Raw genomic sequence first — 18,580 nt, 5'->3', positions numbered from 1 at the left:
ATATAACATAAAAAAGGGAGGAACTGTTATGGATGCAATCTTTGACCTAATCGGAAAGGTTTTCAATCCCATCTTAGATATGGGTGGACCTGTCATCATGTTAATCATTTTGACAGTATTGGCTCTACTTTTTGGAGTGAAATTCTCCAAAGCGCTTGAAGGTGGTATCAAACTTGCCATCGCTCTTACAGGTATCGGTGCCATCATCGGTATGCTAAACACTGCTTTCTCAGCATCACTAGCAAAATTCGTTGAAAACACTGGTATCCAATTGAGTATTACTGACGTTGGTTGGGCACCACTTGCAACAATCACTTGGGGATCTGCTTGGACACTTTACTTCTTGCTCATCATGTTGATTGTCAACATAGTGATGCTAGCTATGAAGAAAACTGATACACTTGACGTTGATATCTTTGATATCTGGCACTTGTCTATCACAGGTCTTTTGATTAAATGGTATGCAGATAACAACGGTGTGAGTCAAGGGGTTTCACTCTTTATTGCTACAGCAGCTATCGTCCTTGTTGGTGTGTTGAAAATTATCAACTCTGACTTGATGAAACCTACATTTGATGACCTTCTTAACGCACCAAGTTCATCACCAATGACATCAACTCACATGAACTACATGATGAACCCAGTTATCATGGTTTTGGATAAGATTTTTGAAAAATTCTTCCCAGGTCTTGATAAATATGACTTTGACGCTGCAAAATTGAACAAGAAAATCGGTTTCTGGGGATCTAAATTCTTCATCGGTTTCATCCTTGGTATCGTTATCGGTATTATGGGAACTCCACATCCAATTGCAGGAGTTGAAGATGCAGATAAATGGCGTCTTGTTATCAGAGGATGGTTGTCTCTTGGTTTGACTGCCGGTGTATCTTTGGAACTCTTCTCACTTATCGGTTCATGGTTCATCGCGGCCGTAGAACCACTATCACAAGGTATTACAAACGTTGCTACTAAACGTCTTCAAGGACGTAAATTCAACATCGGTCTTGACTGGCCATTCATCGCTGGTCGTGCTGAAATCTGGGCTTGTGCTAACGTACTTGCACCAATCATGTTGATTGAAGCTGTGCTTCTTTCAAAAGTCGGAAATGGTATCTTGCCACTTGCAGGTATCATTGCTATGGGTGTTACTCCAGCTCTCTTGGTTGTAACTCGTGGTAAATTGCTCCGTATGATCATCTTCGGAACACTCTTGTTGCCTCTCTTCCTTCTTTCAGGTACCCTTATTGCACCATTTGCAACAGAACTTGCTAAAGGTGTAGGTGCCTTCCCAGCAGGTGTGAGTGAAACTCAATTGATCACTCACTCAACTCTTGAAGGACCAATCGAAAAACTTCTTGGTTGGACAATTGGTAACACTACAACTGGTGATATCAAAGCAATCCTTGGTGCTGTAGTCTTCCTTGTATTCTATATCGGTATCTTTGCTTGGTACAGAAAACAAATGATCAAACGTAACGAAGAGTACGCAGCAAAAGCAAAATAATGCGCTCCTATAAAATGTAAATTGTTGAAACTAGGTTGTCATACCATTAGGAGTGACAGCCTAGTTTTTTATAAACTATCAAGAAATTGGAGAAAATAATGGTAATTGAATTAAAATCAGAACAATTAAGAGTTCAATTTAACAGTTTTGGTGGGACTCTTTCTTCTATAAAAGATGCTGAGGGACTTGAGTATTTGTGGCAAGGGGATGTCACTTATTGGAGCGGACAAGCTCCTGTTCTCTTTCCTATTTGTGGTTCATTGAGAGAGGATACAGCCGTCTATATAGATGAGAAGGGTCAGGCAAGCAAAGGAAAGATTCCTCGTCATGGTCTGGTTCGTAAGAAAGAATTTGAATTAGTTGAACAGACAGACAAGAGTGTAACTTTTGCAATTGAAGACGATGAGAATAGCTATCAGAACTACCCTTATCATTTCCGCCTAGAAATCACTTATATCCTTACAGGAAAGACAGTACGGACTCAATACAAAATATTTAATAAAGAAACTAGCAAGGTCATGCCTTACTTTATTGGTGGACATCCAGGATTTAATTGTCCTCTACTGGATGATGAGGTCTATGAAGATTACTATTTAGAGTTTGAGAAAGAAGAGACTTGCTCTGTTCCACGTCCTTTCCCAGACACGGGTCTGCTTGATTTTCAAGATAGAAGTCCATGGCTAGATGGTCAAAAAGAATTAGACCTCAGCTATGATCTTTTCAGCACAGATGCAGTGACTTTGGATGAATTGCAATCTCGAACAATTGCCCTTCGTTCCCGTAAACATGATAAGGGATTGAAAGTGCACTTTGCAGAGTTTCCAAACCTCATCATCTGGTCAACTTTGAACAAGGGACCTTTCATTGCCTTTGAACCATGGTCTGGCTTGTCAACATCCCTTGAAGAAGGAGATCATTTAGAAGATAAGAAGAATGTTCGTCTCTTAGAAGCCAATCAGGTTGAAGAAATAGGGTTTGAGATAGAAGTTTTATAAAAAAGTAAAAAATAAATAACAAAAACAAACACAAACTGTTGACTTTTTCAAACAATAGTAGTATATTATGTTTGTGAGGACTAATTGACTGTTTTTTAAAGACAGCCAATACACTGCTGGAATCCAGCATAGAAAAAATAAAAAGGAGTATACAATATGTCTATTGTTATCGGTGCAGATGCTGCAGGTTTGAGATTGAAAGAAGTTGTGAAAGACTTCTTGGAAAAAGAAAACTTCCACGTTGTGGATGTTACAGCTGAAGGTCAAGACTTTGTTGATGTGACTCTTGCTGTTGCTGCAGAAGTAAACAAAGAAGAACAAAACCTTGGTATCGTGATTGATGCTTACGGTGCTGGTCCATTTATGGTCGCAACAAAAATCAAAGGAATGGTTGCTGCAGAAGTATCTGACGAACGTTCAGCTTATATGACTCGTGGCCACAACAACTCACGTATGATCACTATGGGTGCACAACTTGTCGGTGATGAATTGGCTAAAAACATCGCTAAAGGATTTGTTAACGGTAAATACGATGGTGGACGTCACCAGATTCGTGTCGACATGTTGAACAAAATGTGCTAATTAGATTACAGTAAGAAAGGTAAGATAAAAATGAGAATTGCAATTGGATGTGACCACATCGTAACAGATGAAAAAATGGCGGTTTCAGAATTTTTGAAATCAAAAGGATATGAAGTCATTGACTTTGGTACATATGACCATACACGTACTCACTACCCAATCTTTGGTAAAAAAGTTGGTGAAGCCGTAACTAGCGGTCAAGCTGATCTTGGGGTATGTATCTGTGGTACTGGTGTTGGTATCAACAACGCTGTAAATAAAGTTCCAGGTGTCCGTTCTGCCTTGGTTCGTGATATGACAACAGCACTTTATGCTAAAGAACAATTGAACGCCAACGTTATCGGATTTGGTGGTAAGATTACTGGTGAATTGCTCATGTGTGACATCATCGAAGCTTTCATCCATGCTGAATACAAACCATCTGAAGAAAACAAGAAATTGATTGCGAAAATTGAACACCTTGAAAGTCACAATGCTCAACAAACAGACGCAAACTTCTTCACTGAATTCCTTGAAAAATGGGATCGCGGAGAATACCACGATTAAGAGGTGACTTATGATTTTAACAGTCACAATGAACCCATCCATTGATATTTCCTATCCCTTGGATGAGTTGAAGATTGATACTGTCAATCGTGTGGTGGATGTAACCAAAACGGCTGGTGGTAAGGGACTCAATGTCACTCGAGTACTTTCAGAATTTGGTGATTCTGTTCTTGCTACTGGTTTAGTGGGTGGCAAACTTGGTGAGTTTTTGGTTGAACATATCGATGATCAAGTAAAGAAAGATTTCTTCTCAATTCAGGGAGAAACTCGTAACTGTATTGCTATTCTTCACGGAGACAACCAAACAGAAGTTCTTGAAAAAGGACCTGTAGTATTGGAACAGGAAGGTCAAGACTTTTTGGAACATTTCAAAAAACTCTTGGAGTCAGTTGAAGTAGTAGCTATCTCAGGTAGTCTACCAGCTGGTCTTCCAGTTGATTACTATGCGAGCTTGGTAGAACTTGCTAATCAAGCTGGCAAGCCTGTTGTCTTGGACTGCTCTGGTGCAGCACTTCAGGCGGTTCTTGAATCACCCCATAAACCAACAGTCATCAAACCAAATAATGAGGAATTGTCTCAACTTCTAGGAAGAGAAGTTTCTGAGGATTTGGATGAATTAAAAGAAGTCCTTCAAGAACCCTTGTTTGCAGGGATTGAATGGATTATCGTTTCACTTGGTGCCAACGGTGCCTTTGCCAAACATGGCGACACTTTCTACAAGGTAGATATTCCTAGAATTCAGGTAGTCAACCCTGTCGGATCTGGAGATTCTACTGTGGCAGGAATTTCTTCAGGACTTCTTCACAAAGAATCGGATGCAGAATTACTCATCAAGGCAAATGTCCTTGGTATGCTCAATGCTCAAGAAAAAATGACAGGTCATGTCAACATGGCCAACTATCAAGCTCTATATGATCAATTAATAGTAAAAGAGGTATAAAATGGCTTTAACAGAACAAAAACGTGCACGCTTAGAAAAACTTTCTGATGAAAATGGTATCATCTCAGCTCTTGCATTTGACCAACGCGGTGCTTTGAAACGCCTCATGGCTCAACACCAAACAGAAGAACCAACTGTGGCTCAAATGGAAGAACTTAAAGTCTTAGTTGCAGATGAATTGACTAAATACGCTTCATCTATGCTTCTTGACCCTGAGTATGGACTTCCAGCAACTAAAGCTCTTGATGAAAAAGCTGGTCTTCTCCTTGCTTATGAAAAAACAGGTTATGATACAACAAGTACAAAACGCTTGCCAGACTGCTTGGATGTTTGGTCTGCAAAACGTATCAAAGAAGAAGGTGCAGATGCAGTTAAATTCTTGCTTTACTATGATGTAGATAGCTCAGACGAACTCAACCAAGAAAAACAAGCTTACATCGAACGTATCGGTTCTGAGTGTGTGGCTGAAGATATCCCATTCTTCCTTGAAATCCTTGCTTATGATGAAAAAATTGCGGACGCTGGTTCTGTAGAATATGCGAAAGTAAAACCACACAAAGTTATTGGTGCTATGAAAGTCTTCTCAGACCCACGCTTTAACATTGATGTCTTGAAAGTAGAAGTTCCTGTTAACATTAAATATGTTGAAGGCTTCGCTGAAGGTGAAGTGGTTTATACACGTGAAGAAGCAGCAGCCTTCTTCAAAGCACAAGATGAAGCAACTAACTTGCCATACATCTACTTGAGTGCTGGTGTATCAGCTAAACTCTTCCAAGATACTCTTGTATTTGCCCATGAATCAGGTGCAAACTTTAACGGAGTTCTTTGTGGCCGTGCTACATGGGCTGGATCAGTTGAAGCTTACATCAAAGATGGTGAAGCAGCAGCTCGCGAATGGCTTCGCACAACTGGATTTGAAAACATTGACGAACTCAACAAAGTCCTTCAAACAACAGCGACTTCATGGAAAGAACGTGTGTAAGCAAGTCCTCCTAGTCTAGGAACATGAATCTAAAAATTTTTAAAAAAAGTTGTATGTAAAGGTTTACAAAATAACCGACTTGTGCTATACTTAAATCACAAGTTAATACAAGGTGAGTGTTACTAAGTAATATTAGGCATGATCACGGGTGAATTAGAAATCGACTGATTTTCTAGTTCATTTGTGGTCATTTTTTGTACTCATATACCTTTAAGATATAAAAGGAGGTTGACATGTATCGAATTCTAAATCCAATGAATCACAATGTTTCGCTTGTCAGAAATGATAAAGGAGAAGAAGTGATTGTGATTGGTAAAGGGATTACATTTGGAAAGAAGAAGGGGGATTTGATTGCTGAACATCAGGTTGAGAAAATCTTTCGGATGAAGACCGAAGAGTCAAGAGAAAACTTTATGGCTCTCCTCAAAGATGTTCCGCTTGATTTTATCACAGTGACCTATGAAATCATTGATAAGCTATCAAAGAAATATCATTATCCGATTCAAGAGTATCTCTACGTAACCTTGACAGATCATATTTACTGTTCTTACCAAGCTCTAGCACAAGGAAGGTACAAGGATAGTAATCTGCCAGATATTTCCACTAAGTATCCTGTCGCTTTTCAAATCGCAAATGAAGCATTTGAAATTTATAGCCAGAAGCTAGCAGATCATTTTCCTGAGGACGAAATTATTCGGATTGCTTATCATTTCATCAATGCCGAAGGTGAAAATGAAGTGGAACTTGTGGAGTCGATTGATAAGAGGAAAGAAATTCTCAAGAATGTTGAGGAAGTTCTAAAGGAATATGCAATTCAACGAACCAAAGAGAATAATCATTTCTATGATCGTTTTATGATTCATCTGAATTATTTCTTGGATTATTTAGACAGATCTAGGGATGATAACCAATCGCTTCTTGATATGGAAGATCATATCAAACAATCCTATCCAAAAGCGTTCGAGATTGGTTCCAAAATCTATGATGTGATTACACAACATACGGGTCTTGATTTGTATAAAAGTGAACGAGTTTATCTAGTTCTACATATCCAACGTTTATTATCATAAAAATTATTTAAAATTATATAAGGAGAATTCTATCATGAATAGAGAAGAAGTAACATTGTTAGGTTTTGAAATCGTAGCCTATGCTGGCGATGCTCGTTCAAAATTATTGGAAGCCTTGAAAGCTGCTGAAGCCGGCGATTTTGCGAAAGCGGATATCTTAGTCGAGGAAGCTGGTAGCTGTATCGCTGAGGCTCACCACGCACAAACAAGTCTATTGACTAAGGAAGCAGCTGGCGAAGATTTGGCTTATAGTGTAACCATGATGCATGGTCAAGACCACTTGATGACAACTATCTTGTTAAAAGATTTGATGCATCACTTAATTGAACTTTACAAGAGAGGAGTTAAGTAATGAACAAACTAATTGCATTTATCGAGAAAGGAAAGCCTTTCTTTGAGAAATTATCTCGTAATATCTATCTTCGTGCTATTCGTGATGGTTTCATTGCAGGTATGCCTGTTATTCTCTTCTCAAGTATCTTTATCTTGATTGCTTTTGTACCCAACTCATGGGGCTTTAAATGGTCTGATGATGTTGTTAATCTCCTCATGAAACCTTATAGCTATTCAATGGGGATTCTAGCTCTCTTGGTAGCTGGTACAACAGCTAAGTCATTGACCGACTCAGTAAACCGTAGCATGGAGAAAACAAATCAAATCAACTATATGTCAACATTGTTGGCAGCAATTGTTGGTTTGTTGATGTTGGCAGCTGACCCTATCGAAAATGGTCTAGCTACTGGATTCTTGGGGACAAAAGGTTTGCTTTCAGCATTCCTTGCTGCCTTTGTTACTGTAGCAATCTATAAGGTTTGTGTTAAGAACAACGTCACTATTCGCATGCCTGACGAAGTTCCACCAAATATCTCACAAGTCTTTAAAGATGTGATTCCATTCACTCTCTCAGTGGTTTCACTTTATGCTCTTGATTTACTAGCTCGTCATTTTGTTGGTGCAAGCGTAGCTGAATCAATCGGTAAATTCTTTGCACCATTATTCTCAGCAGCAGACGGATACCTTGGTATTACCATTATCTTTGGTGCCTTTGCCTTCTTCTGGTTTGTTGGTATCCATGGTCCATCTATCGTTGAACCTGCTATCGCAGCTATTACCTATGCCAATGCCGAAGTCAACTTGAACCTTCTCCAACAAGGTATGCACGCTGACAAGATTCTTACTTCTGGTACACAAATGTTTATCGTTACCATGGGTGGTACTGGTGCGACACTGGTTGTTCCATTCATGTTCATGTGGTTGACAAAATCTAAACGTAACCGTGCAATCGGACGTGCTTCAGTAGTTCCAACCTTCTTCGGTGTAAATGAACCAATCTTGTTTGGTGCACCTCTTGTTTTGAACCCAATCTTCTTCATTCCATTTATCTTTGCTCCAATCGCAAACGTTTGGATTTTCAAATTCTTTATTGAAACACTTGGAATGAACTCATTTACTGCTAATCTACCATGGACAACTCCAGCTCCACTAGGTCTAGTTCTTGGTACTAACTTCCAAGTTCTATCATTCATTCTTGCTGCTCTTCTAATCGTGGTTGACGTAGTCATTTACTATCCATTCCTTAAAGTCTATGATGAACAAATTCTTGAAGAAGAACGTTCAGGTAAGTCTAATGATGAATTGAAAGAAAAAGTTGCTGCAAACTTCAACACTGCAAAAGCAGATGCTATTCTTGAGAAAGCGGGTGTAGAAGCAGCACAAAATACAATCACTGAAGAAACAAATGTCCTCGTTCTCTGTGCAGGTGGAGGTACAAGTGGACTCCTTGCAAATGCTTTGAATAAGGCAGCAGCAGAGTACAATGTTCCTGTGAAAGCAGCAGCAGGTGGTTATGGTGCTCACCGTGAAATGTTACCAGAGTTTGATCTTGTTATCCTTGCTCCTCAAGTTGCTTCAAACTTTGAAGATATGAAAGCAGAAACTGATAAACTCGGTATTAAACTTGCGAAAACAGAAGGTGCTCAATACATCAAATTAACTCGTGATGGAAAAGGTGCTCTTGCATTCGTACAAGCTCAATTCGATTAAGGCTAGGGACTGTGAAACAGTCTCCTATCGTTACGGAAATCGCTATGGCGAATTTCCTAATCGCCTTGTTAATTCGGTGACTTGATACAAGAAGTGAGATGGAGAATAAAGCCTCACTAGCCTCCTCTCCATCTTATTTCTTTTTTAATTAAAAGGAGAATTATATGTCAAAAACATTACCAAAAGACTTTATTTTCGGTGGCGCAACAGCTGCCTATCAAGCAGAAGGTGCTACACATACTGATGAAAAAGGACCAGTTGCGTGGGATAAGTATCTTGAAGATAACTACTGGTACACTGCAGAACCAGCCAGTGATTTTTACAATCGATACCCAGTTGACCTCAAGTTGGCAGAAGAGTATGGTGTCAATGGCATTCGAATTTCTATTGCTTGGTCACGTATTTTCCCGACTGGTTACGGTCAAGTAAATCAGAAAGGTGTCGAGTTTTATCATAATTTATTTGCGGAGTGTCACAAACGTCATGTTGAGCCCTTTGTAACTCTTCATCACTTTGACACGCCAGAAGCTCTCCACTCAAATGGAGACTTCTTAAACCGTGAAAATATCGAACACTTTGTAGACTACGCTGCCTTCTGTTTTGAAGAATTTCCAGAAGTAAACTATTGGACAACCTTTAATGAAATTGGGCCAATTGGTGATGGTCAATACTTGGTTGGGAAATTCCCTCCAGGTATTCAGTACGACCTTGCCAAAGTTTTCCAATCGCACCACAATATGATGGTTTCTCATGCGCGTGCAGTTAAGCTATATAAAGATAAAGGTTATAAAGGTGAAATTGGTGTTGTTCACGCACTGCCAACCAAGTATCCTCTAGATCCTGAAAATCCAGCAGATGTTATTGCGGCAGAATTGGAGGACATTATCCATAACAAATTTATCTTGGATGCAACTTATCTGGGTCACTACTCTGAAAAGACCCTGGCAGGGGTAGAGGCTATCTTGGCTGCCAATGGTGGAAAGCTTGACTTGCGTGACGAAGATTTCGAAGTATTAGAAGCCGCAAAAGACTTGAATGACTTCCTTGGAATTAACTACTATATGAGTGACTGGATGGAAGCCTTTGATGGAGAAACTGAAATCATCCATAATGGTAAAGGTAAAAAAGGAAGCTCTAAATACCAAATCAAAGGTGTTGGTCGTCGTGTAGCTCCTGACTATGTGCCACGCACGGACTGGGATTGGATTATCTACCCTCAAGGTTTGTATGATCAAATCATGCGAGTGAAGAAAGATTATCCTAACTACAAGAAGATTTACATCACTGAAAATGGACTTGGTTATAAAGATGAGTTCGTTGATAACACTGTTTACGATGATGGCCGTATTGATTATGTCAAACAACACTTAGAGGTCTTGTCTGATGCGATTGCAGATGGAGCGAATGTAAAAGGTTACTTCATTTGGTCATTGATGGACGTCTTCTCATGGTCAAATGGTTATGAAAAACGTTACGGTCTCTTCTATGTAGACTTTGAAACTCAAGAACGTTATCCGAAGAAATCAGCTCACTGGTACAAGAAACTAGCGGAAACTCAAGTGATTGAGTAGTAGAATGAGTCATTAGATATAGAATTCTAGTGAGGCAAAAGATGTTCAAAGATTTTATCCAATCTATTTATGAAAAAGTTTATATTATAAATTTCGAAAAATGTTCTCAAATACCTTGTTTGACTAATGAGGAGCTGAAAAAACTTGGGAAATGGTATGTCTCGACTGGTAAAGAATGGATTTGTCATTCGGATTATGAGCTGGAAGAATTTAAAAATTTGTTTTTAAATTTTATCAATCCTGAAGAATGGGATACTATCTCCTTTGATTCAGATTTTATGCCGTTTCAACAATCGTAACCAATTTCCAAAAAAGTTTTAAATCTTATATCTAGTACTCTGCAAAACTCTTATCTAATCACGTTGCTTATACTCAATGAAAATCAAAGAGAAACTTTAAACTAGGAAGCGAGTCGCAGATTTCTCAATGCATAGCTTTGAGGTGGCAGATAAAGCAATCGCGCAAAAAGTTTTTGATACAGAAAAACGCATAATATCAGGTGTTGAAAAACCTTGATATTATGCGTTTTATTGTGGGAAGATTTACTTCTGAAATTGAGTTCTTACCCAGAATCTTTCAGTTGATTAAGGCTTGATGACTTTAGTATGTTTAGATAGCTCAAAAAGGATTGAATCACTTAGTTTAGAATCTGAAACAATAGTATCAAGATTTGATACATTATAAAAAGTATAAAAATCAAACTTATTGAACTTACTATGATCTGCGAGTAAATATTTTTTATTAGAATTATTTAAAGCGATGCGTTGAGCCTCTCCTTCTTCCTCGCTAAAAGTAGCTAGAGCTCCGTTTTGAATACCATTACAGCTAACGAAAGCTTTAGAAAATTGGAGATTAGAGAGATTTTGTAGGGTCAATGTGCCAACAAAAGCACCTGTAATATCGCGATAATTTCCACCTATCAAAATCAAATCTGTTAATTTTCGTTCGCTTAAAATCAGAAAGACAGGTAGACTGTTGGTCACGACGCGGATATTGTCAATAGGCAATTCGCGCGCAAAAAATTCTAATGTTGTTCCTGGTCCAATAAAAATAGTTTCTCTTTCTTCTACTAGACTGCCTGCAAAACGGGCTATTTCTTGTTTTTCTGCCGTTTGGAGGGCTTGTTTTTCAATATTTGATCGCTCATTAGTCAAAAGGGAGTTGGTTCGAAGTTTTTCAGCTCCACCATGCACACGAATCAGCAAATCTTTATCAGCTAATTCCTGTAAATAGCGCCTTGCAGTCATATCTGAAACGGCTATTTCGTCCATAATCTGTTTAACCGTTATGGTTCCTTTACTATTTACTATCTCTAAAATTTTGGTTAATTTTTCTTGTTTGAGCATACTATCACCTCGTTTCCTACTACTATCTTACCATAAACTAGCTCATCATTCAAATACAAAAACAACAAAATAAAACAAAAACAAAAATATCGAGGTTTATTTTCAAAACTTTCGATATTTTTATTAAGTTATTATTTTGTTGTTTCTAGTTTACTTTTTGATGGTTAAGAGTGGTGGAGAATTATACTCAATGAAAATCAAAGAGCAAACTAGGAAGCTAGCCGTAGGTTGCTCAAAACACAGTTTTGAGGTTGTAGATAAGACTGACGAAGTCAGTCTTATCTACGGCAAGGCGAAGCTGACGTGGTTTGAAGAGATTTTCGAAGAGTATTAGTCTAAACCGTAGTTGTAATCATCGTCTTGCATGGCTTCAACTTCGCCAAGAAGGTAACCATTTCCGACTTGAGAGAAGAAGTCGTGGTTGGAAGTTCCTGTTGAAATACCGTTCATAACGATTGGGTTGACATCATCAGCTGAATCTGGGAAGAGTGGATCTTGTCCCAGGTTCATGAGTGCCTTGTTAGCATTGTAACGAAGGAAGGTTTTAACTTCTTCCGTCCAACCAACACCGTCATAGAGGCTCTCTGTGTAGCCTTCTTCATTTTCATAAAGAGTATAGAGTAAGTCGTACATCCATTCTTTTAGCTTTTCTTGCTCTTCTTCAGGTAATTCATTGAAACCAAGTTGGAATTTGTAACCAATGTAGGTTCCGTGAACAGATTCATCACGAATAATCAATTTGATGATTTCCGCAACGTTGGCAAGTTTGTTGTTACCAAGATAGTAGAGGGGAGTGAAGAAACCTGAATAGAAGAGGAAGGTTTCTAGGAAAACGCTAGCAACTTTCTTTTCAAGTGGGCTACCGTTTAGGTAGATTTCGTTGACAATCTCAGCCTTATTTTGTAGGTAAGGATTGGTATTGGTCCATTCGAAAATTTCTTCGATCTCAGCCTTAGTATTTAAGGTAGAAAAGATTGAAGAGTAAGATTTAGCGTGAACAGATTCCATAAATTGGATGTTATTGAAAACAGCTTCTTCATGTGGTGTACGGATGTCTGCGCGAAGGGCTTGAACACCTGTTTCAGATTGCATGGTGTCCAGAAGGGTTAAACCACCAAAGACTTTTCCGACCAAGTCTTTCTCTTTGTTAGATAGCTTTCTCCAGTCATCCAAGTCGTTTGACAAGGGAATACGTGTATCGAGCCAGAATTGCTCTGTCAACTTTTCCCAAGTTGATTTATCGATGACATCTTCGATGGCATTCCAGTTAATGGCTTTGTAGTAAGTTTCCATTTGAAATCTCTTTCTGTGTTTAGTATTGCGAACTCACAATTATCTCTATTTTATCATAATTCTATAGGAGTATCGCACAAAAAGTCGGAAGCCCGACTTTTAAAATGTTACATAAATTATGTTATGACATAGTAGATTTGATTTTATCAGTGCTGCTTAGGGAAAAATAGTGTTTCTATGCTAGAAACTAAATTACACAGCTTTCACATTGGTTGGCACCGACTTCTCCACCATCATCTGTAAAGGTACGGACGTAGTAGATAGACTTGATACCCTTGTTAAAGGCGTAGTTACGAAGGATAGACAAGTCACGTGTCGTTTGTTTATTTTCTTTCTTCCATTCGTAAAGACCTTTTGGAATGTCACTGCGCATGAAGAGAGTGAGTGAAAGTCCTTGGTCCACGTGCTCAGTTGCAGCAGCATAGACATCAATCACCTTACGCATATCCATGTCATAAGCAGAAGTGTAGTAAGGAATGGTTTCTGTTGACAAGCCAGCAGCAGGATAGTAGATTTTACCGATTTTCTTTTCTTGACGCTCTTCGATACGTTGCGTAATCGGGTGGATAGAAGCCGAAACGTCATTGATGTAACTGATAGAACCATTTGGCGCTACAGCAAGGCGGTTTTGGTGGTAAAGACCATCTGCTTGAACCTTGTCGCGCAATTCAGCCCAGTCAGCAGCACTTGGGATAAAGACATCTTTGAAGAGTTCTTTAACACGGTCTGATTTTGGAACAAATTCGCCAGTTACATACTTGTCGAAGTAGCTTCCCTTAGCGTAGTCTGATTTTTCAAAGTTGTGGAAGGTGATACCACGTTCACGCGCAATATTATTTGACTCAACTAAGGTCCAATAATTCATAAGCATAAAGTAGATGCTAGTGAATTCAACAGACTCAGCAGATCCATATTCAATCAATTGTTGAGCTAAGTAGCTATGAAGCCCCATAGCACCAAGACCAAAGGTATGAGCCTTGCTATTTCCATTATCGATAGTAGGAACTGCTACGATGTGAGAACTGTCTGTTACAAAGGTTAAGGCACGTACCATTGCTCGAATAGAGCGACCAAAGTCAGGTGAAGTCATCATATTGACTACGTTGGTTGAACCAAGGTTACATGAGATATCAGTACCCATTTGAAGGAATTCTTGAGCATCGTTGATCAAGCTTGGTTCTTGGACTTGAAGAATCTCAGAACACAAGTTACTCATGATAATCTTTCCATCAACAGGGTTTGCACGGTTAGCCGTATCAATGTTGACGACATAAGGGTAGCCAGACTCTTGTTGCAATTTAGAGATTTCAGTTTCTAAATCACGCGCCTTGATTTTTGTCTTGCGGATATTTGGATTTGCGACCAATTCATCGTATTTTTCAGTAATGTCGATGTAGTTGAATGGCACACTGTATTCTTTTTCTACAGAGTAAGGGCTGAAGAGGTACATTTCTTCATTTTTACGTGCTAATTCGTAGAATTTATCTGGTACTACAACACCAAGTGATAGGGTTTTGACACGAACTTTTTCATCGGCGTTTTCTTTCTTAGTTGAAAGGAAGGCGATAATATCTGGGTGGAAGACGTTGAGGTAAACCACCCCAGCACCTTGACGTTGCCCCAATTGGTTAGAGTAAGAGAAGCTGTCTTCGAAGAGTTTCATGACTGGTACGACACCAGAAGCTGCTCCTTCGTAGCCTTTGATAGGTGCACCAGCTTCACGAAGGTTGCTGAGGGTAATACCCACACCTCCACCGATACGTGAAAGTTGAAGAGCAGAGTTGATAGAACGTCCGATAGAGTTCATATCATCTGTTACCTGAATCAAGAAACATGATACCAATTCACCACGGCGAGCACGTCCAGCATTTAAGAAGGAAGGAGTAGCAGGTTGGTAGCGTTGGTGGATGATTTCATTGGCAATATCGATTGCAACAGCTTCATTCCCATCAGCGAAATAAAGGGCGTTGAAGAAGACACGGTCTTCCATATTTTCAAGATAGTATTCACCGTCATTAGTCTTTAAGGCATATTGATTGTAAAATTTATAAGCTGCCATGAATGACTTGAATTGGAAGTTTTGGTCTTTGATAAATTGAGCCAATTCTTCCAAGAACTCTGGACGGTATTTCTTGATAAAGGCTGTTTCGATGTAGTTGTGTTCAATGAGGTAATTGATTTTGTCTTTGATTGAATCAAAAACCATAGTGTTTGGAACTACATTTTCTTTAAAGAAAGCATCCAAGGCTTCCTTATCTTTATGAAGCATGATTTGTCCATTAACAGGACGGTTAATTTCGTTATTAAGACGGAAGTAAGTCACGTCTTCAAGATGTTTTAATCCCATAAAATTTCCCTTATCTAATTACAAAAGAAAGGCTTCTAAGTTAGCCCTAAAAGCAGTTTCTTCTGGATGATGTACTAAGATTATGCTAATTGTTTCAGTTTTCCTGGTTGGAAACCTGAAAAGACTTCAGTTGGTGTTTGGATAACAGGAGCTGCGCTAAAACCGAGCTCTTTAACTTGATCGACGTACTCAGGTTGCTCATCAAGATTGATTTCACGATAAGAGACATTATTACTGTCCAAGAAACGCTTGGTCATTTTACATTGGACACAATTGTTTTTAGAATAAACGGTTACCATTGTGTAACTCCTCTTCAAAATTTAATACTATCTTAGTATATCAGAAAATAAAATTTTGTCAATGATTTGAACTAAATATAGTGGTCAATTTTTCTACTCAAGCTCACAAAACACAATATGTAGTGTTTGTTTTGTAAAACAGCAATGATTATCCTATAAACTGTTTTTAAAGAAACTATATCCTGTGTTTTGTTATCTAGGACAGAAGATTTTCAGCAAGTTATCTGAAAGGAAATTGAAGGAAAATCCAGAAAATGCTTGAAAAAAATCCTAGAAGATGATATAATACCAAATTGTAAGGGTTATCACATATAACTCAAAAAAGAAAGAACAAAAGGAGAGTCAAACTATGGCTTCTAAAGATTTCCACGTAGTGGCAGAAACAGGTATTCACGCACGTCCAGCAACATTGTTGGTACAAACTGCTAGCAAATTTGCTTCAGATATCACTCTTGAGTACAAAGGTAAATCAGTTAACCTTAAATCAATTATGGGTGTTATGAGTCTTGGTGTTGGCCAAGGTGCTGACGTAACTATCTCAGCTGAAGGTGCAGATGCAGATGACGCTATCGCTGCAATCTCAGAAACAATGGAAAAAGAAGGATTGGCATAAGGGAAATGACAGAAATGCTTAAAGGAATCGCAGCATCTGACGGTGTTGCAGTTGCAAAAGCATATCTACTCGTTCAACCGGATTTGTCATTCGAGACTATTTCAGTCGAAGATACAAACGCAGAAGAGGCTCGTTTGGATGTTGCTCTTGAAGCTTCTCAAAACGAGCTTTCTCTTATCCGCGAGAAAGCTGTAGGTACGCTTGGTGAAGAAGCGGCTCAAGTTTTTGACGCTCATTTGATGGTTCTTTCTGACCCAGAATTGATTGGTCAGATTAAAGAAACAATTCGTGCTAAGAAAGTCAACGCAGAAGCAGGTCTTAAAGAAGTGACTGACATGTTCATCACTATCTTTGAAGGTATGGAAGACAACCCATACATGCAAGAACGTGCAGCGGATATCCGCGACGTGACAAAACGTGTCTTGGCAAATCTTCTTGGTAAGAAATTGCCAAACCCAGCTTCTATCAACGAAGAAGTAATCGTGATTGCGCATGACTTGACACCATCTGATACAGCTCAATTGGACAAAAACTTTGTAAAAGCTTTTGTAACAAACATCGGTGGACGTACAAGCCACTCAGCTATCATGGCACGTACACTTGAAATTGCAGCTGTATTGGGGACAAATAACATCACTGAAGTGGTGAAAGACGGTGATATCCTTGCCGTTAACGGAATTACTGGTGAAGTGATTATCAACCCAACAGATGAACAAGCGGCAGAATTTAAAGCAGCTGGTGAAGCTTATGCTAAACAAAAAGCTGAATGGGCCCTTTTGAAAGATGCTCAAACAGTGACTGCTGACGGTAAACACTTCGAGTTGGCCGCTAACATTGGTACTCCAAAAGACGTTGAAGGTGTTAACAACAACGGTGCAGAAGCTGTTGGACTTTACCGTACAGAGTTCTTGTACATGGATTCTCAAGATTTCCCAACAGAAGACGAGCAGTATGAAGCATACAAGGCTGTTCTTGAGGGAATGAATGGTAAACCAGTGGTTGTTCGTACAATGGATATCGGTGGAGATAAGGAACTTCCTTACTTCGATATGCCACATGAAATGAACCCATTCCTTGGATTCCGTGCCCTTCGTATCTCTATTTCTGAAACTGGAGATGCAATGTTCCGTACACAAATCCGTGCCCTTCTTCGTGCTTCTGTTCATGGTCAATTGCGTATCATGTTCCCAATGGTTGCCCTTTTGAAAGAATTCCGTGCAGCTAAAGCAGTCTTTGATGAAGAAAAAGCAAACCTTCTTGCTGAAGGAGTTGCAGTTGCGGATGACATCCAAGTTGGTATCATGATTGAAATCCCTGCAGCAGCGATGCTTGCAGACCAATTTGCTAAAGAAGTTGACTTCTTCTCAATTGGTACAAACGACTTGATCCAATATACAATGGCAGCAGACCGTATGAACGAGCAAGTTTCATACCTTTACCAACCATATAACCCATCAATCCTTCGCTTGATCAACAACGTTATCAAGGCAGCTCACTCTGAAGGTAAATGGGCTGGTATGTGTGGTGAGATGGCTGGTGACCAAACAGCTGTTCCACTTCTTGTCGGAATGGGCTTGGATGAATTCTCTATGTCAGCAACATCTGTCCTTCGTACACGTAGCTTGATGAAGAAATTGGATACTGCTAAGATGGAAGAGTACGCTAACCGTGCCCTTACAGAGTGTTCAACAATGGAAGAAGTGCTTGAACTTCAAAAAGAATACGTTAATTTCGATTAATGTGTGATCAACCTTGTAACCTAGTTGCAAGGTTTTTTGACGTATTTTAGAAAAGCATGGTTCGATAAAGTCTACTTTTCAATGAGTCAGAGGCATGATATAATAGGGGGAAACAAATAGAATAAGAGAGAAACCATGTCTAAAGAAATTGATATTGAGTATTACCATCAGCTAGCCTTGCAAAAACAGAAGGAGCATCGAAAAGTTTTAGCCAATCTAAAGAAAAAGCCACCAAAAAATCTAGATAAGATAGCCCAGCAGATTCACCAAGAAGTCTTTGCGGAGATTGATTGTACTGCATGTGCTAACTGTTGCAAGACATTGGGACCTGATTTTAAAGAAGCGGATATTACTCGTATTGCCAAGTATTTTAAGATGAAATTACCTGCTTTTGAAGCGGAGTTTCTGCAGGTGGATGAAGATGGAGACAAGGTTTTCAAATCCATGCCTTGCCCATTTTTAGGAGGAGATAATCTCTGTTCTATCTATGATGTTCGTCCAAAGGCCTGTCGTGAATTCCCTCATACTGACCGCAAAAAGATTCATCAAATCAACCATTTGACGATTAAGAATACTTTGACCTGTCCAGCAGCCTATCTCTTTGTTGAGAAATTAAAGGATAAGTTGTAGAGATTTATTATAAAGATACTGTTCTAACTCTGTAGAAATCATTTCTATGGAGTTTTCTCTTTATGGTCTATTTTTGAGAA

General features: G+C 39.1%; 19 protein-coding genes. 15 read left to right on the top strand and 4 right to left on the bottom strand.

Going from position 1 to position 18,580, the window contains the following annotated elements; all coding sequences use genetic code 11:
• Positions 1-28 precede the first annotated feature (28 nt).
• The 11 genes from HWX15_RS07830 (at position 29) to HWX15_RS07780 (ending at position 10,532) form a co-directional block, all read left to right on the top strand.
• Positions 29-1,504 (top strand): PTS galactitol transporter subunit IIC, encoded by a 1,476-nt coding sequence (locus HWX15_RS07830; protein WP_173227026.1) that lies wholly within the window; start codon positions 29-31, stop codon positions 1,502-1,504.
• Between the two features lie 98 nt (positions 1,505-1,602).
• Positions 1,603-2,499: an aldose 1-epimerase family protein gene (locus HWX15_RS07825; protein WP_175880765.1), complete on the top strand. Its 897-nt coding sequence runs from the start codon at positions 1,603-1,605 to the stop codon at positions 2,497-2,499.
• A gap of 156 nt (positions 2,500-2,655) precedes the next feature.
• A complete protein-coding gene (gene lacA / locus HWX15_RS07820) occupies positions 2,656-3,081 on the top strand; it encodes a galactose-6-phosphate isomerase subunit LacA (RefSeq protein ID WP_000029277.1) in 426 nt (141 codons plus the stop codon).
• 30 nt (positions 3,082-3,111) lie between these two features.
• Entirely contained in the window at positions 3,112-3,627 is a 516-nt protein-coding gene (lacB, locus tag HWX15_RS07815; RefSeq protein WP_001216910.1) for a galactose-6-phosphate isomerase subunit LacB, read from the top strand.
• Between the two features lie 10 nt (positions 3,628-3,637).
• On the top strand, positions 3,638-4,567 hold the full coding sequence (locus HWX15_RS07810) for a tagatose-6-phosphate kinase (RefSeq protein ID WP_175880764.1): 930 nt from the start codon (positions 3,638-3,640) through the stop codon (positions 4,565-4,567).
• A gap of 1 nt (position 4,568) precedes the next feature.
• Positions 4,569-5,549, top strand: a complete 981-nt coding sequence (lacD, locus tag HWX15_RS07805; protein ID WP_001229114.1) for a tagatose-bisphosphate aldolase — start codon at positions 4,569-4,571, stop codon at positions 5,547-5,549.
• Positions 5,550-5,782: 233 nt separating this feature from the next.
• Positions 5,783-6,619, top strand: a complete 837-nt coding sequence (locus tag HWX15_RS07800; protein WP_175880763.1) for a PRD domain-containing protein — start codon at positions 5,783-5,785, stop codon at positions 6,617-6,619.
• A gap of 34 nt (positions 6,620-6,653) precedes the next feature.
• A complete protein-coding gene (locus HWX15_RS07795; protein WP_175880762.1) occupies positions 6,654-6,971 on the top strand; it encodes a PTS lactose/cellobiose transporter subunit IIA in 318 nt (105 codons plus the stop codon).
• A complete protein-coding gene (locus HWX15_RS07790) occupies positions 6,971-8,662 on the top strand; it encodes a lactose-specific PTS transporter subunit EIIC (protein ID WP_175880761.1) in 1,692 nt (563 codons plus the stop codon). The genes HWX15_RS07795 and HWX15_RS07790 overlap by 1 nt, the downstream gene beginning before the upstream one ends.
• A gap of 164 nt (positions 8,663-8,826) precedes the next feature.
• Positions 8,827-10,233, top strand: a complete 1,407-nt coding sequence (lacG, locus tag HWX15_RS07785; protein WP_175880760.1) for a 6-phospho-beta-galactosidase — start codon at positions 8,827-8,829, stop codon at positions 10,231-10,233.
• A gap of 41 nt (positions 10,234-10,274) precedes the next feature.
• Entirely contained in the window at positions 10,275-10,532 is a 258-nt protein-coding gene (locus HWX15_RS07780; protein WP_175880759.1) for a DUF3884 family protein, read from the top strand.
• A gap of 285 nt (positions 10,533-10,817) precedes the next feature.
• Here the strand turns inward: HWX15_RS07780 and HWX15_RS07775 are convergent, their stop codons facing one another.
• Positions 10,818-11,579, bottom strand: a complete 762-nt coding sequence (locus tag HWX15_RS07775) for a DeoR/GlpR family DNA-binding transcription regulator (RefSeq protein ID WP_049511817.1) — start codon at positions 11,577-11,579, stop codon at positions 10,818-10,820.
• Positions 11,580-11,769: 190 nt separating this feature from the next.
• On the opposite strand from HWX15_RS07775, the gene HWX15_RS07770 reads away from it, so the two are divergent.
• The gene (locus tag HWX15_RS07770) at positions 11,770-11,913 is read left to right on the top strand and encodes a hypothetical protein (protein WP_050239713.1); all 144 of its coding nucleotides are present in this window, start codon (positions 11,770-11,772) and stop codon (positions 11,911-11,913) included.
• Here HWX15_RS07770 and nrdF read toward each other — a convergent pair.
• The 3 genes from nrdF to nrdH form a co-directional block, all read right to left on the bottom strand.
• Positions 11,910-12,872 carry a class 1b ribonucleoside-diphosphate reductase subunit beta gene (gene nrdF, locus HWX15_RS07765; RefSeq protein WP_175880758.1) on the bottom strand — a complete coding sequence of 321 codons (963 nt, stop codon included), beginning with the start codon at positions 12,870-12,872 and terminating at the stop codon, positions 11,910-11,912. The genes HWX15_RS07770 and nrdF overlap by 4 nt on opposite strands.
• Positions 12,873-13,059: 187 nt before the next feature.
• Entirely contained in the window at positions 13,060-15,219 is a 2,160-nt protein-coding gene (gene nrdE, locus HWX15_RS07760) for a class 1b ribonucleoside-diphosphate reductase subunit alpha (protein WP_175880757.1), read from the bottom strand.
• An 80-nt stretch (positions 15,220-15,299) separates the two neighbouring features.
• The gene (nrdH, locus tag HWX15_RS07755; protein ID WP_000259249.1) at positions 15,300-15,518 is read right to left on the bottom strand and encodes a glutaredoxin-like protein NrdH; all 219 of its coding nucleotides are present in this window, start codon (positions 15,516-15,518) and stop codon (positions 15,300-15,302) included.
• 349 nt (positions 15,519-15,867) lie between these two features.
• Between nrdH and HWX15_RS07750 the strand changes: the two genes are divergently transcribed.
• The 3 genes from HWX15_RS07750 to HWX15_RS07740 all read left to right on the top strand — a co-directional run bounded on the left by HWX15_RS07750 (position 15,868) and on the right by HWX15_RS07740 (position 18,500).
• A complete protein-coding gene (locus tag HWX15_RS07750) occupies positions 15,868-16,131 on the top strand; it encodes a phosphocarrier protein HPr (RefSeq protein WP_000146947.1) in 264 nt (87 codons plus the stop codon).
• 5 nt (positions 16,132-16,136) lie between these two features.
• On the top strand, positions 16,137-17,870 hold the full coding sequence (gene ptsP, locus HWX15_RS07745; RefSeq protein ID WP_175880756.1) for a phosphoenolpyruvate--protein phosphotransferase: 1,734 nt from the start codon (positions 16,137-16,139) through the stop codon (positions 17,868-17,870).
• A 135-nt stretch (positions 17,871-18,005) separates the two neighbouring features.
• Positions 18,006-18,500, top strand: a complete 495-nt coding sequence (locus HWX15_RS07740) for a YkgJ family cysteine cluster protein (protein ID WP_000031476.1) — start codon at positions 18,006-18,008, stop codon at positions 18,498-18,500.
• The last annotated feature ends 80 nt before the right edge of the window (positions 18,501-18,580 follow it).

The organism is Streptococcus thalassemiae, from assembly GCF_903645285.1.
Classification (GTDB): domain Bacteria; phylum Bacillota; class Bacilli; order Lactobacillales; family Streptococcaceae; genus Streptococcus; species Streptococcus thalassemiae.
Note: the sequence above shows the minus strand (reverse complement) of the source record. Positions and strands in the feature narration are given on the sequence as shown.

Excerpts from the sequence above, each read along its gene's own strand:
- HWX15_RS07775 (WP_049511817.1), bottom strand. The coding sequence starts at position 11,579 with ATGCTCAAACAAGAAAAATTAACCAAAATTTTAGAGATAGTAAATAGT.
- nrdH (WP_000259249.1), bottom strand. The coding sequence starts at position 15,518 with ATGGTAACCGTTTATTCTAAAAACAATTGTGTCCAATGTAAAATGACC.
- lacG (WP_175880760.1), top strand. The coding sequence starts at position 8,827 with ATGTCAAAAACATTACCAAAAGACTTTATTTTCGGTGGCGCAACAGCT.
- HWX15_RS07795 (WP_175880762.1), top strand. The coding sequence starts at position 6,654 with ATGAATAGAGAAGAAGTAACATTGTTAGGTTTTGAAATCGTAGCCTAT.
- lacD (WP_001229114.1), top strand. The coding sequence starts at position 4,569 with ATGGCTTTAACAGAACAAAAACGTGCACGCTTAGAAAAACTTTCTGAT.
- HWX15_RS07800 (WP_175880763.1), top strand. The coding sequence starts at position 5,783 with ATGTATCGAATTCTAAATCCAATGAATCACAATGTTTCGCTTGTCAGA.
- lacA (WP_000029277.1), top strand. The coding sequence starts at position 2,656 with ATGTCTATTGTTATCGGTGCAGATGCTGCAGGTTTGAGATTGAAAGAA.
- HWX15_RS07770 (WP_050239713.1), top strand. The coding sequence starts at position 11,770 with ATGAAAATCAAAGAGCAAACTAGGAAGCTAGCCGTAGGTTGCTCAAAA.
- ptsP (WP_175880756.1), top strand. The coding sequence starts at position 16,137 with ATGACAGAAATGCTTAAAGGAATCGCAGCATCTGACGGTGTTGCAGTT.
- HWX15_RS07780 (WP_175880759.1), top strand. The coding sequence starts at position 10,275 with ATGTTCAAAGATTTTATCCAATCTATTTATGAAAAAGTTTATATTATA.
- HWX15_RS07740 (WP_000031476.1), top strand. The coding sequence starts at position 18,006 with ATGTCTAAAGAAATTGATATTGAGTATTACCATCAGCTAGCCTTGCAA.
- nrdF (WP_175880758.1), bottom strand. The coding sequence starts at position 12,872 with ATGGAAACTTACTACAAAGCCATTAACTGGAATGCCATCGAAGATGTC.
- HWX15_RS07825 (WP_175880765.1), top strand. The coding sequence starts at position 1,603 with ATGGTAATTGAATTAAAATCAGAACAATTAAGAGTTCAATTTAACAGT.
- HWX15_RS07790 (WP_175880761.1), top strand. The coding sequence starts at position 6,971 with ATGAACAAACTAATTGCATTTATCGAGAAAGGAAAGCCTTTCTTTGAG.
- HWX15_RS07830 (WP_173227026.1), top strand. The coding sequence starts at position 29 with ATGGATGCAATCTTTGACCTAATCGGAAAGGTTTTCAATCCCATCTTA.
- lacB (WP_001216910.1), top strand. The coding sequence starts at position 3,112 with ATGAGAATTGCAATTGGATGTGACCACATCGTAACAGATGAAAAAATG.
- HWX15_RS07750 (WP_000146947.1), top strand. The coding sequence starts at position 15,868 with ATGGCTTCTAAAGATTTCCACGTAGTGGCAGAAACAGGTATTCACGCA.
- nrdE (WP_175880757.1), bottom strand. The coding sequence starts at position 15,219 with ATGGGATTAAAACATCTTGAAGACGTGACTTACTTCCGTCTTAATAAC.
- HWX15_RS07810 (WP_175880764.1), top strand. The coding sequence starts at position 3,638 with ATGATTTTAACAGTCACAATGAACCCATCCATTGATATTTCCTATCCC.